At 45.4% G+C, this 12,859-nt stretch carries 14 protein-coding genes; 8 read left to right on the top strand and 6 right to left on the bottom strand.

Features of this window, described 5'->3' with window-relative positions:
• Window positions 1-131: 131 nt before the first annotated feature.
• From FLM48_RS05155 to FLM48_RS05145, 3 genes are all read left to right on the top strand, one after another.
• Window positions 132-1,361: a multifunctional CCA addition/repair protein gene (locus FLM48_RS05155; RefSeq protein WP_179023925.1), complete on the top strand. Its 1,230-nt coding sequence runs from the start codon at window positions 132-134 to the stop codon at window positions 1,359-1,361.
• Between the two features lie 230 nt (window positions 1,362-1,591).
• Window positions 1,592-1,858: an Lpp/OprI family alanine-zipper lipoprotein gene (locus FLM48_RS05150; protein WP_028774029.1), complete on the top strand. Its 267-nt coding sequence runs from the start codon at window positions 1,592-1,594 to the stop codon at window positions 1,856-1,858.
• 289 nt (window positions 1,859-2,147) lie between these two features.
• Complete coding sequence (locus tag FLM48_RS05145) at window positions 2,148-2,345, top strand: hypothetical protein (protein WP_028773712.1); 198 nt, start codon at window positions 2,148-2,150, stop codon at window positions 2,343-2,345.
• 106 nt (window positions 2,346-2,451) lie between these two features.
• Here FLM48_RS05145 and FLM48_RS05140 read toward each other — a convergent pair whose 3' ends face one another.
• From FLM48_RS05140 to folB, 5 genes are all read right to left on the bottom strand, one after another.
• On the bottom strand, window positions 2,452-3,375 hold the full coding sequence (locus FLM48_RS05140) for a L,D-transpeptidase family protein (RefSeq protein ID WP_179023922.1): 924 nt from the start codon (window positions 3,373-3,375) through the stop codon (window positions 2,452-2,454).
• A 79-nt stretch (window positions 3,376-3,454) separates the two neighbouring features.
• The gene (locus tag FLM48_RS05135; RefSeq protein WP_037471434.1) at window positions 3,455-4,285 is read right to left on the bottom strand and encodes a methyltransferase domain-containing protein; all 831 of its coding nucleotides are present in this window, start codon (window positions 4,283-4,285) and stop codon (window positions 3,455-3,457) included.
• A gap of 26 nt (window positions 4,286-4,311) precedes the next feature.
• A complete protein-coding gene (locus FLM48_RS05130; protein WP_179023920.1) occupies window positions 4,312-5,112 on the bottom strand; it encodes an undecaprenyl-diphosphate phosphatase in 801 nt (266 codons plus the stop codon).
• A 52-nt stretch (window positions 5,113-5,164) separates the two neighbouring features.
• Window positions 5,165-5,659, bottom strand: a complete 495-nt coding sequence (gene folK, locus FLM48_RS05125; protein WP_179023918.1) for a 2-amino-4-hydroxy-6-hydroxymethyldihydropteridine diphosphokinase — start codon at window positions 5,657-5,659, stop codon at window positions 5,165-5,167.
• A gap of 2 nt (window positions 5,660-5,661) precedes the next feature.
• Window positions 5,662-6,015, bottom strand: a complete 354-nt coding sequence (gene folB / locus FLM48_RS05120) for a dihydroneopterin aldolase (protein ID WP_028774291.1) — start codon at window positions 6,013-6,015, stop codon at window positions 5,662-5,664.
• A 269-nt stretch (window positions 6,016-6,284) separates the two neighbouring features.
• Here folB and plsY point away from each other — a divergent pair, with 269 nt between their 5' ends.
• Window positions 6,285-6,893, top strand: coding sequence for a glycerol-3-phosphate 1-O-acyltransferase PlsY (plsY, locus tag FLM48_RS05115; protein ID WP_179023916.1), 609 nt, complete (start codon window positions 6,285-6,287; stop codon window positions 6,891-6,893).
• 45 nt (window positions 6,894-6,938) lie between these two features.
• On the opposite strand, the gene tsaD is transcribed toward plsY, so the two are convergent.
• Window positions 6,939-7,955: a tRNA (adenosine(37)-N6)-threonylcarbamoyltransferase complex transferase subunit TsaD gene (gene tsaD, locus FLM48_RS05110; RefSeq protein ID WP_179023914.1), complete on the bottom strand. Its 1,017-nt coding sequence runs from the start codon at window positions 7,953-7,955 to the stop codon at window positions 6,939-6,941.
• Window positions 7,956-8,242: 287 nt separating this feature from the next.
• Here tsaD and rpsU point away from each other — a divergent pair, with 287 nt between their 5' ends.
• From rpsU to rpoD, 4 genes are all read left to right on the top strand, one after another.
• The gene (gene rpsU / locus FLM48_RS05105) at window positions 8,243-8,458 is read left to right on the top strand and encodes a 30S ribosomal protein S21 (protein ID WP_006080725.1); all 216 of its coding nucleotides are present in this window, start codon (window positions 8,243-8,245) and stop codon (window positions 8,456-8,458) included.
• Window positions 8,459-8,464: 6 nt separating this feature from the next.
• Complete coding sequence (locus FLM48_RS05100; RefSeq protein WP_028774294.1) at window positions 8,465-8,908, top strand: GatB/YqeY domain-containing protein; 444 nt, start codon at window positions 8,465-8,467, stop codon at window positions 8,906-8,908.
• Window positions 8,909-9,003: 95 nt separating this feature from the next.
• Window positions 9,004-10,731 carry a DNA primase gene (dnaG, locus tag FLM48_RS05095; protein ID WP_179023913.1) on the top strand — a complete coding sequence of 576 codons (1,728 nt, stop codon included), beginning with the start codon at window positions 9,004-9,006 and terminating at the stop codon, window positions 10,729-10,731.
• 123 nt (window positions 10,732-10,854) lie between these two features.
• Window positions 10,855-12,690 (top strand): RNA polymerase sigma factor RpoD, encoded by a 1,836-nt coding sequence (gene rpoD / locus FLM48_RS05090; RefSeq protein ID WP_157577635.1) that lies wholly within the window; start codon window positions 10,855-10,857, stop codon window positions 12,688-12,690.
• The last annotated feature ends 169 nt before the right edge of the window (window positions 12,691-12,859 follow it).

Genomic DNA, 12,859 nt, shown 5'->3' with positions numbered 1-12,859 from the left:
TCCAAATTAATCCCTAGGCCAATCATTGTCAAAAATTACCCTAAATTAATTCTAACCAATCACAGTTCAGTCCCCGATTTGATATACAGCCATGCTAAGATATCGCCAAGCAGTTAAAGAGGTGAATCAAGGTGAAAATCTACCTAGTAGGCGGTGCAGTGCGTGATGCTTTGTTGGCGTTACCAATAAAAGATCGCGATTATATGGTGGTGGGGGCAACCCCAGAACAGATGTTGGCACAGGGCTACCAACAAGTGGGCAAAGACTTTCCGGTATTTCTGCACCCCAAAACACAGCAAGAGTACGCCCTTGCACGTACCGAACGAAAAACCGCAAAAGGCTACAATGGGTTCAGCTGCTACGCTGCGCCAGATGTAACGCTTGAGCAGGACTTGATTCGCCGAGACTTGACCATCAACGCCATAGCCCAAGACGATGAAGGCAAGTTATACGATCCTTACGGCGGCCAACAAGATCTGGCCCGTAAACAGCTGCGACACGTATCAGCGGCATTTATTGAAGATCCATTGCGGGTGCTAAGAGTAGCACGCTTTGCCGCTCGGTTTGCTCACCTAGGCTTCACGGTAGCTGAGGAAACCCAAACCTTGATGGCAACCATGGCCAGCAATGGCGAATTAGACGCCTTGACACCAGAGCGGGTATTTCAAGAACTAGATAAAGCATTAGCCACCCAGTCACCGCAGGTTTTCTTGCAGGTATTACGAGATTGCGGCGCCTTAAAGGTATTATTTAAGGAAATTGATCAATTATTTGGTGTACCGCAACCGCAAAAGTGGCACCCAGAAATAGACAGCGGAATTCACACTTTACTGGTATTAGAGCAAGCCAGCTTACTGAGTGACGATAAAGCAGTCCGCTTCGCTGCATTACTGCATGATTTAGGTAAAGGCGTAACGCCTGCAGCCATGTGGCCGAAACACCATGGCCACGGGCAAAAAGGCCTGCCTTTAATCAAACAATTGTGTGCCAGAATTAAGGTTCCAAACGAATACAAAGACTTAGCTTTACTTGTTAGCGACCAGCATCAAAACATCCATAATGCATTCGAGTTACGTGCAGAGACTTTGTTAAAAATACTCGATAAAGCCGATGTTTGGCGCAAACCACAACGATTAGCACAATTACTGCTTTGTTGCGAAGCTGATATGAAAGGCCGAACAGGCTTTGAGCAGCAGGACTATCCGCAAGCAGATTATGTCAACGCCGCCTATGAAGCCGCTAAAAATGTGCCAGTAAAAGCCATTATCGAAGCGGGTTATCAAGGGGCTGATATTAAAACTCAGTTGCAAATCGAACGCATCGCTTGCATCGAGAAAGTTAAAGCCAAGTTAGTCACTTAGGCATCAGAACAGTCGAATAAACTGTCGATATATGACTTTTATGTGAAGAAAACGTCAACTTAGTTTAAAAATGCGGCTTTCGACTTGCATTTGGGCATTTATTAGTTAATGTATTAATACCTTAGGGTGAAAATAAATAGCAAATTACGCTATCTATGACATAATTAACAAGTTGCAGTTGTACTACGCATCTGCTCCATTCAATCCAACTGATTTAAAGGGATTTCCCAATGAACAAAAAAGTACTGATGATTGCTGGTGTAGCAATGACTGCCCTACTTGGTGGCTGTGCAAACACTACTGCTCTTGAAGAAAGCGTTGCTAACCTAGGTAACAAGGTTGATCAATTATCAGCTGAAGTTAGCTCTCTGAAGTCTGAGCAAGGTTCTCTAGCTTCTGATGTTAAAGACGCTAAGTCTGCTGCGATGGACGCACAAGCTGAAGCTAAGCGCGCTAACGATCGTATCGACAACATCGCTTCTTCTTACAAGAAGTAATGTGTCATGTCGGCAACACGTCAGTGTTGCCGATATCTCCTCCCCCACTGCCACTTCTTCGCCCTCTAATTGTAAAGCCCCGCTAAAACTGTCTTGCTTATTATTAGAATTTAATTGCGCTAAATTTCACGCCGTCAATCAGCGTATCCGCCGCATAAATACCACAGAAAATGAGCCTGCACTAAACTCGCGCTATGAATAATACCAATCAGTATAAGAATTTGATCAACTCAGCGCGCTTTTGGCAAACTAATTCAAGGCGAATAATTGAAACAATGGTTGTTCCCTTGTGAAATTATTCAACGCAGAAGTAGGTAGCCAAAAACGCGCCACAATGGCGAGTTTTAGCGGTTCTGATGCTGAGTTAACGAGCTTAACCGTAGAACAACTATGCTCTTCACTCGTTGCAAGCCACATGGATGTGGTGAATGTCATTAATGCAGGAGCATTTAAGGACCTTGCCTCAGTACCGCTAAACTCTCGCTGAGTGACTAAATGTTTATACTGATTGGTATAAGACCTAGTTCAATCATAAGCCAAGATTCAGACACAAAAAAACGCCCATATAGAGCGCTTTTTCAATACCGGTTTGATTATAACTCCGCAGTTAACTCACTGACACTAATATCCAGTGGTAAGCCACTTTGCGTTAAGATGGCGTCGTTAGCTTTAAAACTATCGACCTGTGCATTGCTAATGAAGTTTACAATGTCACTGCTTAAAGCAGTCACTTCATCACTACGTTGATTCTCATGCTTTGATAGTGGCGAGTGTACCTCTATCAATTTACGGCCATCGGGCTCTGCAGAGACTTTCACCGTTTGATTAATAATCTGCACATCATCACCATACTTCATCTGATGGAATAACCATTCGATGTCATCGGGATTTAGGCGAATACAGCCGGCACTCACCCGCATACCAATACCAAAATCTTTATTAGTGCCATGGATCAGGTAGCTGCCGTCACCGTAGGATAACTGCATGGCATACTTGCCCAACGGGTTATCAGGCCCAGCCGGCACGACTCTTGGGAGCACTTCGCCAAGTTGCTCTAAATGCTCTTTACGGATACTGGCAGGCGGTGTCCAACTTGGATTTGGAATACGTGCCTTAATCTTGGTGACCATTTCAGGGGTTTCGCGACCTACACGCCCAATCCCAACAGGAAACACGTGCACTTCTGCTTTATTTTTTGGAAAGTAGTACAGGCGCAATTCAGCCAAATTAATCACGATGCCCTTATGCGGCACATCAGGCAGCAACATCTGTGTTGGAATCAGTAGCTCGCTACCTACAGCCGGTAAGAACGGATCAACACCAGGATTGGATGCCATCAGCTCCAAAATACCGATATTGTATTGTTTAGAAATGGTTTGAAAGAAGTCGCCTTGTTGAACCACATGGATCTGGGTATCGCCCACTAACCGACTGCCCTTTTCGGGCATAGGGTAAACATTGGCCAAACTACACAGAGGAATAAAGCTCACGATGAGCAACAGCAATTTACGCATCATCAAATTAACAACTTCCACATTAGATTTTTATTAAGTGCTCAAAGATTAACGTGAGCAGCAGCATTTTTCCAGTAATACCTTAGGAGGTAGACTTTTTAGCCAGTGTCACATGGTAACCGAGCTCAAGTGCCGCAAAGCTATCCATTTCAATCTGTTTTAGCACCTTGTCATTAGCACGCCACGCAAACGGGCTCATTTGCAATAACGTCACCGCTTGCTCGCCAGAAACTACAGCTTGATAATTGACCTCTTGCGTCGAAATTAGCTCAAAACCTTTGGGCAGGTTAATGTCGACTTGTTTTTGCTGCAGATTGTCATACAAATGGTTTTTTATCTGCCACAAATGTCTAGCCGCCGGCTGAACCAATAGCAATAATCCACCCGGCTTGAGCACACGTAGCGGCTCTTTGCCTTTTAACGGCTTATCAACCACGCTGACCAAATCGACACTATCGTCACTTAATGGCAGCTGCTTAAGCTGGCTGACAATCAGCTGTAACTCAGGGTCTATCTTTGCCCCAGCAAAGAGGGCATTTTCCGCCTCGCCTAATCCACAACCATTGACCTGTTTATCAAGTTTTTGCAGTTGCTGCTTAATTGCGCGCAAATAGAAGCCGTCACCACAGTCAATATCTAGCACATCGATGCTTGAAGCCGGCAAGTGCATGCTGGCTTCGCTTAACACCTTAGACAAGGTATCGATTAATGGCTGATGAATGCCTGATTCCAATAAAAACCGCTTGGCACGCATCACTTGGCGCGAATCAAGCTGTGGTTTCTTAGCCTGACTGAATACCCAGTAACCTTGTTCGTGCTTGTCATAGTGATGCTTATTAGCACAATAAAAGCCCGCTGATTGCGCATGCACCATTAACGGTTGCTGACACTTTGGACATAAAAACGAGCTCATAATATTCCCCGGCTAAAGGCCGCCACTTAGAAAAAGATAAACGCACATAATAGGCCGCCAAGTGCAAGTCGATACATCACAAAAGGTGTCATACCCATACGGCTAATAATCTTCAAAAACAGATGAATACAAGCATAGGCTGCCACAAAAGACACCGCCACACCGACCGCGAGTTCTGTAAAGTTAAATACGTGACCGCCTTCAGTTAAATCTTTACTCATCAAAATCGCAGCACCTAAAATGACCGGAATAGACATTAAGAATGAAAACCGCGCAGCGGCCTCTCTATTGAGGCCAAGCATCAAGGCTGCGGTTATCGTGATGCCCGATCTTGAAGTACCTGGAATAAGTGCCAATGCTTGAGCAAAACCAATGAGCAGTGCTTTTTTCCAGCCGGTTTGATATTCCGATAGCTCACAGCGCGACATCTTGTCTGCCCACCATAGCAGCAAGCCAAACAGTACCGTAGTAACCGCAATCACCCCAGGCCCTCGCAGGTAGGTTTCAACCACGTCCTTCAGCATAAAGCCAAACACGACTGCGGGAATCGTGGCCAAAATAATCCACCAAGCTAATTTGCTATCATCCGTGTGTTGACCTTTAAAAATGCTCGCAATCCATGCATTCAGCATAGAGACGATCTCTTTGCGAAAATAGATCATTACCGCTAGCAGTGAGCCAATATGCACTGCAACATCAAAGGCTAAACCTTGGTCTTCCCAACCTAGAACCTGTGAAGGCAAAATCAGATGTGCAGAACTAGAAATAGGTAGAAATTCTGTTAGCCCCTGAATTAGCGCTAAGACAATTACCTGAAAGATTTCCATGAGTTTCCTTTTAATAAGGCGATGAGTTCACCGCTTAATTACCGCGTAAAAATTATTGATTGGGCCAGTCAAATTCAATGGGCCACAAATGCTGACTACTTTTGTCAAACTCGGCCCACATCTGCTGGTAGTTTTTCTGTGTCACTGGATGCACGGTATCGGGTGCTAATTCAGCCAGAGGCCATAATACAAATGCGTTGTAAGTAATTTCAGCTCGCGGCAATACTACCGGCACTTCAGTTACTGTGTGGTCATACAACAGTAGGTCAAGATCTATGGTTCTTGGACTGAACTTCTTAGCGCCACGTTGACGACCATGTAACTGCTCTATCTCTTTGAACAAGCTGACGACTTGCTCAATCGGTTTATCCGTTTCTGCCGCCACCACCATGTTTAAAAAGTTGCTACCGTCGAAACCGACAGCTTCGCTTTCATAAACTGATGAGCAGCGGATCTCGCCGAGATGATAGGTGAGCTCACTTAAAGCAGCCTTAACATATTTATGTGGCTCAATATTGCTACCAATACTGATGTATATTGTTGCCATGCCTAGATATGACCTCGCTCAATTTCAACCCCAACGGCTTGCGCGGTTGGCACAGCTCCGGGTTTCATTACCCGCACTTTAACCCAAGGCACATTAAACTCTGTCATGACACATTGGGCACAGCGCTCAGCAACGGTTTCAATCAACTCAATCGGCGCTTCGGTGATCAATTTGGTCAGCGTATTCGATACCGTCTCATAGCAAAGGGCATGCTGATAATCATCTGTTTGCGCAGCGGGTCGGTTATCCCACGCCATTTCCAGATCGATCAGCAAGGTCTGATGGATCTGCTTTTCCCATTCATAAATGCCAATCACAGTCTCAACTTTTAACTGTGAAATAAGTACCTTGTCCATGACTTCTCCCAAAGCGGTGGCCTTTGTCTATCGATGAAAACAGCCCTTGTACTCGCCTAATGCCGTTTCGAGGTAATTTACCAAGATTAATACTTTCTTACCGCGGCAAACACAAGTAGGATAAGCCACTGTAAAGTGACTCATCGCAGCACACTTGGCGAGTAACAGCTCTATTAAACTTGGTCTATGTGACACAATAAAATCCATAGACACTAATTGAGTAAACTGTCGAGGCGCGATAATACCTTAACAAGGATAAGGAAACCAATTTGAGCGAAGCAGTATTGACAGTTTCTCTGATAATAGCAGCCTATTTAGCCGGCTCTATATCAAGTGCTGTGCTTGTCTGTCGCTTAAGAGGTCTTCCCGACCCCCGTACTGACGGCTCTGGTAACCCGGGCGCAACGAATGTATTGCGCATTGGTGGTGCGACGGCCGCCGCTATGGTACTGATTTTCGATATGCTTAAGGGCGCACTGCCAGCCTACCTCGCATTTCGCCTTGGAGTCGATGCCGTCTCACTTGGCCTGATTGCCATTGCTGCTTGTTTGGGACATATATTTCCCATTTTCTTTCACTTTAAAGGCGGTAAAGGTGTGGCCACGGCCTTTGGTGCTATGGCCCCTATTGGTGAAGATCTAGCCCTAAGCTTAATTGGCACTTGGATTGTGTTAGTGCTGATATGTCGTTACTCGTCACTGGCCGCCATTATCACCGCCATACTAGCCCCAATATACACTTGGTACTTTGATGACCGCTTTACCATCCCTGTTGCCATGCTGTCGGTGCTAATCGTGATCCGCCATCGCGACAATATTCACCGTTTGTTGAATGGCGAAGAGTCACGCATCTCCAGAAAAAAACGCCAACCTAAATAGGCTGGCGTTTTCAATTAAACAATACACTCACAAGGTTGTGGCTAACTAATCCACCGGCGGCAAGGTATCTAGCGGCCAACGTGGCTGGCCTTTCACAGCGAGGTCTTCAATTTGCCCGGCTTTTAGACGTTGCATACCCGCATAGGCAATCATGGCGCCATTATCAGTACAAAACTCGCCACGAGGGTAATACACTTGGCCTTGCAGGCTTTGCATCATCTCAGCCAACGAACTTCTTAAACGCTGATTAGCACTCACGCCACCGGCAATAACTAGACGCTTATAGCCGGTTTGCTTTAAAGCGCGCTTACACTTAATCGCTAATGTATCCACCACAGCTTCTTCAAAAGCGCGGGCGATATTGGCACGGGTCTGCTCATCATCTGGCTCTTTGGCAATGGTATTAGCCGCAAAGGTCTTTAACCCAGAGAAACTAAAATCTAAACCAGGACGATCAGTCATTGGTCTCGGGAAACGGTAACAGTTTGGCTCACCTTGCGCAGCTAACTTAGCAAGACGCGGCCCACCTGGGTAATCAAGCCCCATAAGCTTAGCGGTTTTATCAAACGCTTCACCGGCTGCATCATCGACCGACTCACCCAAGACTTCATAGCGGCCGATCCCCTCTACCGCAACCAACATTGAGTGACCGCCAGAAACCAGCAAGGCTAAAAAAGGAAACTCAGGTACATCATCTTCTAACATAGGTGCGAGCAAGTGGCCTTCCATATGATGCACCCCCACGGCAGGCTTACCCCAGGAAAATGCCAAAGCTCGGCCTACACAAGCCCCCACTAACAATGCACCAACCAATCCAGGGCCCTTAGTATAAGCAATACCATCAATATCATCTTGGCTGCAATTGGCATCGGCCAGCGCCTGACGAATAAGCGGCACAATTTTGCGCACATGGTCGCGACTGGCAAGCTCAGGTACTACCCCGCCATAGTCAGCATGTAACTTCACCTGACTATATAAGGTGTGAGACAACAGTCCCAATTTGTCGTCATAAACCGCTATACCGGTTTCATCACAAGACGTTTCTATACCTATTACTCGCATGCTTATCTTTCTACCCCGTGGTCAATGGCCGCCAATTTTACCTATCTCTTAGCAATTATACCAATCATGTTGCCTCGCATTTAGCCACAAACTCAACCACACTTAAAATTGACATAAAATATCGCTATAATCGCCGCGATCGATTGGTGATGGAAAAGATCTGAAATTGGATCGCAATATGGGCTTTACAAACCTGTATGAGTCGGTATAGAATTCCGCACCATTTTTAAATTAACTTGAGTTAATTATTTAACTCAATACAACCTACACCTAAGGGGTGATGGCGTATGCCAATTATTAAAGTACGTGAAAATGAACCATTTGACGTAGCTTTACGTCGTTTCAAGCGCTCTTGTGAAAAAGCTGGTATTTTAGCTGACGTTCGTGCTCGTGAATTCTACGAGAAGCCAACTACTGCACGTAAGCGTGCTAAAGCCGCTGCAGTTAAGCGTCTTGCTAAGAAGCTTTCTCGCGAAAATGCGCGTCGCGTACGTTTATACTAATCTATTATGAGCCTAGTTGATCAGCTAAAAGAGCAGATGAAAGTTGCCATGCGTGCCAAAGATAAGGTGCGCTTGGGAACCATTCGTATGGCACTGGCTGCCGTTAAACAGATTGAAGTGGATAACCGCGAAACTCTGTCTGACGATCAAGCCATAGCGGTCTTAACCAAAATGGTTAAACAACGTCGTGATTCGATTGCTCAATATGAAGCAGCCGGTCGCAGCGAACTAGCTGAAGTCGAGGCAGCAGAGATTCAAGTTCTTGAAGACTTTCTACCTCAAGCTCTTACTGAAGAAGAGATCACTTCACTAGTTGATGCCACTATTACTGAAATAGGTGCATCATCCATGGCGGATATGGGTAAAGTAATGGGCGCATTGAAACCGAAAGTACAGGGACGAGCTGATATGGGCGCCATTGGCGGCATGATCAGAGCGAAACTGAAATAACTTTTTGTTTTATGCGTAAATAAGCCGTGCCTGTGCACGGCTTGTTTGTTTATACTGATTATGTTTTAGCTGCGTTAAGGTGATATTGACGATAAATGGCGATTCCGCGTGATTTTATCAATGAGCTCGTTGCTCGAACCGATATTGTCGATCTTATCGACGCTAAGGTACCGCTAAAAAAAGCAGGTAAAAACCACTCTGCCTGTTGTCCTTTCCACAGTGAAAAGTCTCCGTCGTTCACAGTAAGTCGAGATAAGCAGTTTTATCACTGTTTTGGCTGTGGTGCTCACGGTAATGCCATTGACTTTGTCATGGAATATGACCGATTAGAATTTGTCGACGCCATTGAAGAACTGGCCGGACAGCTTGGATTAGCCGTCCCCCACGAACAAGGCACCGGTAAACGCCGCGATGAAGGACTCAGTCGCGACCTGTACCAATTAATGGAAGAAGCGAGTTTATTTTATCAAAATCAACTCAAGCAACATCCAGACAAACAAAAAGTCGTCGACTATTTAGCCCAAAGGGGCCTATCCACCGAAGTGGTAAACCACTTTAACATCGGCTTTTCACCCGATGGTTGGGATGGATTGTTAAGTCGATATCGACAAAACCAAGATTCACAAGACAAATTGCTCACCGCAGGAATGGTGATCGAGAACGATAACGGCAAACGCTACGATCGCTTTCGCGACAGATTAATGTTTCCCATTCGTGACCGTCGTGGTCGAGTAATTGGTTTTGGTGGGCGAGTATTAGGAGAAGGTACGCCAAAGTACTTGAATTCTCCAGAAACGCCCATATTTCATAAAGGCCACGAACTCTACGGCCTTTATGAATTAAAGCAACGTCACCGTGACCCACAACATGTACTGATTGTTGAAGGCTACATGGATGTTGTTGCATTGGCACAATTTGATGTCGATTACGCCGTCGCTTCTTTGGGCACCGCAACCACCGCTGAACAATTTCAGCTTCTGCTGCGTACTGCCAAAGAGGTGATTTGTTGCTACGACGGTGACAGAGCCGGTAGTGAAGCCGCTTGGCGAGCACTAGAAACGGCGCTACCGCTGATTAAACCCGGCGACCAAGTAAAATTTATGTTTTTACCTGAAGGCGAAGACCCTGATTCACTAGTCCGGCAGATTGGTAAGACCGAGTTTGAAAAACTAGTGAGTAATGCCAAATTGCTGCCAGAGTTTCTGTTTGAAACCTTGGCGGCCAAATATGGCACCGATAAAGGCACCTTAGCCAAACAAGCTATGGCGTTAATCGAGAAAGTACAAGACACAGTATTACAGAGTTTGCTGCTGGAAAACTTAGCCTACAAGTTAGGTATGAACAGCGCAGAAGAACTCAAGCGTAAACTTGGCTTTAAAGGACAGAACGACAATAAGCCATTAAAAAACAAAGCGCTGAAAGGGCGCGGTACCCCATTGCGATTAGCCATTGCCTTGTTGGTACAGCACCCCAAGTTAGGCAATGGATTACCGATACAACCAGCACTACAACATATCAAGATGAACGGTATAGCACTACTGATCAACTTATTAGATATAACTCGCGACACCGAGATTAACAGCGCACAACTACTTGAACAATTCAGAGGTGAAGAGCAATTAGCCACTCTGAAGAAACTAACCCAATGGGAACATCAAGTGGCGGATGAAAACTTGGCTCAAGAGTTTAAAAAAGCCCTGGTATGGTTGAACAATCAATATATTGAACAACGTTATCAGGAGCTAAGCTTAAAGCAGAACCATTCTAAAGAAGAACGGATTCAGCTACAAAAGCTAATTGCAGTGATGCAAGGTCGACATTAAGGCAATTTTTGTCTCAAAATTCGACACTTGCACTAGCACAGCAAACAACACAAGGCTATAATTGACGATTTGCGCGGCAAAATTGCCCGTCGTTGTAACAGTTACCCAACTTGGATGATATCTATGGATCATACTCCGCAGTCGCAACTCAAATTGTTGCTAGCCAAAGGTAAAGAGCAAGGTTATTTAACCTATGCAGAGGTGAACGATCACTTACCTGCAGATATGGTCGATTCCGACCAGATCGAAGATATTATCCAGATGATTAATGACATGGGTATTCGCGTCTATGAACAGGCGCCGGATGCTGATGACATGATGATGTCTGAAGACAGCACTGATGAAGATGCTGCAGAAGAAGCCGCAGCGGCACTTGCTACGGTAGAAGCTGAACTTGGCCGTACCACGGACCCAGTACGTATGTACATGCGTGAAATGGGTACCGTTGAACTTCTTACACGTGAAGGCGAAATTGTTATCGCTAAACGTATTGAAGAAGGGATTAATACTGTTCAAGCCTCTGTGGCTGAATACCCACAAGCGATCTCAATGATCCTTGAGCAGTATGATCGTTACGAAGCCGAAGAGATCAGACTATCTGATATTATCTCTGGATTTGTTGACCCTAATGCTGAAGATGTGGCGCCAACCGCGACACACGTTGGTTCTGAATTATCTGACGAAGATCTTGATGACGAAGATGATGATGAAGATGAAGACGAAGATGACGAAGATGATACGCCAAAGGGCCCATGCCCGGAGGAAGCTCGCGAGCGCTTTACTCAGTTAAGAGAAGCCCACGAGCATGCGTTAAGCACCATTGCTAAGAAAGGTCGCGAACATCCAGAATCAACCGGTGCATTATTTGTTATCGGTGAAATTTTCAAAGAGTTCCGCTTAGTACCTAAGCAGTTTGACCGCCTAGTAAAGAACATGCGCGAAATGATGGACAAAGTCCGCATTCAAGAGCGTTTGATCATGAAGCTATGTGTTGAACAAGCGAAAATGCCAAAGAAAAACTTCGTTAAGGTCTATACCTCAAACGAAAGCTCAATTGCATGGTTTGACGAAGAAATCGCTGCTAATAAGCCTTATAAAGAAGGCTTAGAGATGGTAGAAGACGATGTTAAACGTTGCCGCGCTAAGCTAGATGCCATTGAAGTTGAAACCGGTCTTGCGATTGCGGCCATTAAAGATATCAACCGTCGTATGTCTATCGGTGAAGCTAAAGCTCGCCGCGCTAAGAAAGAGATGGTTGAAGCGAACTTACGTCTAGTAATCTCTATCGCTAAAAAGTACACCAACCGTGGTCTACAGTTCTTGGATCTGATTCAAGAAGGTAACATTGGTTTGATGAAAGCGGTTGATAAGTTCGAATATCGTCGTGGTTATAAGTTCTCGACCTATGCAACTTGGTGGATCCGTCAGGCTATTACGCGTTCAATCGCTGACCAAGCCCGTACTATCCGTATTCCGGTGCATATGATTGAAACCATCAACAAGCTAAACCGTATCTCGCGCCAAATGCTGCAAGAGATGGGTCGTGAGCCTTCACCTGAAGAGCTTGCAGAGCGCATGTTGATGCCTGAAGACAAGATCCGCAAGGTATTGAAGATTGCTAAAGAGCCAATCTCAATGGAAACCCCTATCGGCGATGATGAAGATTCGCACTTAGGTGATTTTATCGAGGATACTACCCTCGAGCTACCATTGGACTCAGCAACAGGCGAAAGCTTGAAAAACGCGACCCACGAAGTGCTAGCAGGCCTAACAGCCCGTGAAGCTAAAGTACTGCGTATGCGTTTTGGTATCGACATGAACACTGACCACACCTTAGAAGAAGTGGGCAAGCAGTTTGACGTAACCCGTGAGCGTATTCGTCAGATTGAAGCGAAGGCACTACGTAAATTACGTCACCCATCGCGTTCAGAAATCTTAAAGTCGTTCTTAGACGAATAAGACTTTTTCGATACGAAAGACTAAACCTAGACAAAAAAGCCAACCTCGCGGTTGGCTTTTTTATTGGTGTTTTTTGGACTAAAAGCAAAGAGATTGCACAACAGATAAGCAATTGAATTCAAACTTGGGTTTTCAGGCTAAAACACAGGTGACAAGCGCTTTTAAACCT

The organism is Shewanella sp. Scap07, from assembly GCF_013394145.1.
Taxonomy (GTDB): Bacteria; Pseudomonadota; Gammaproteobacteria; order Enterobacterales; family Shewanellaceae; genus Shewanella; species Shewanella waksmanii.
Note: the sequence above shows the minus strand (reverse complement) of the source record. Positions and strands in the feature narration are given on the sequence as shown.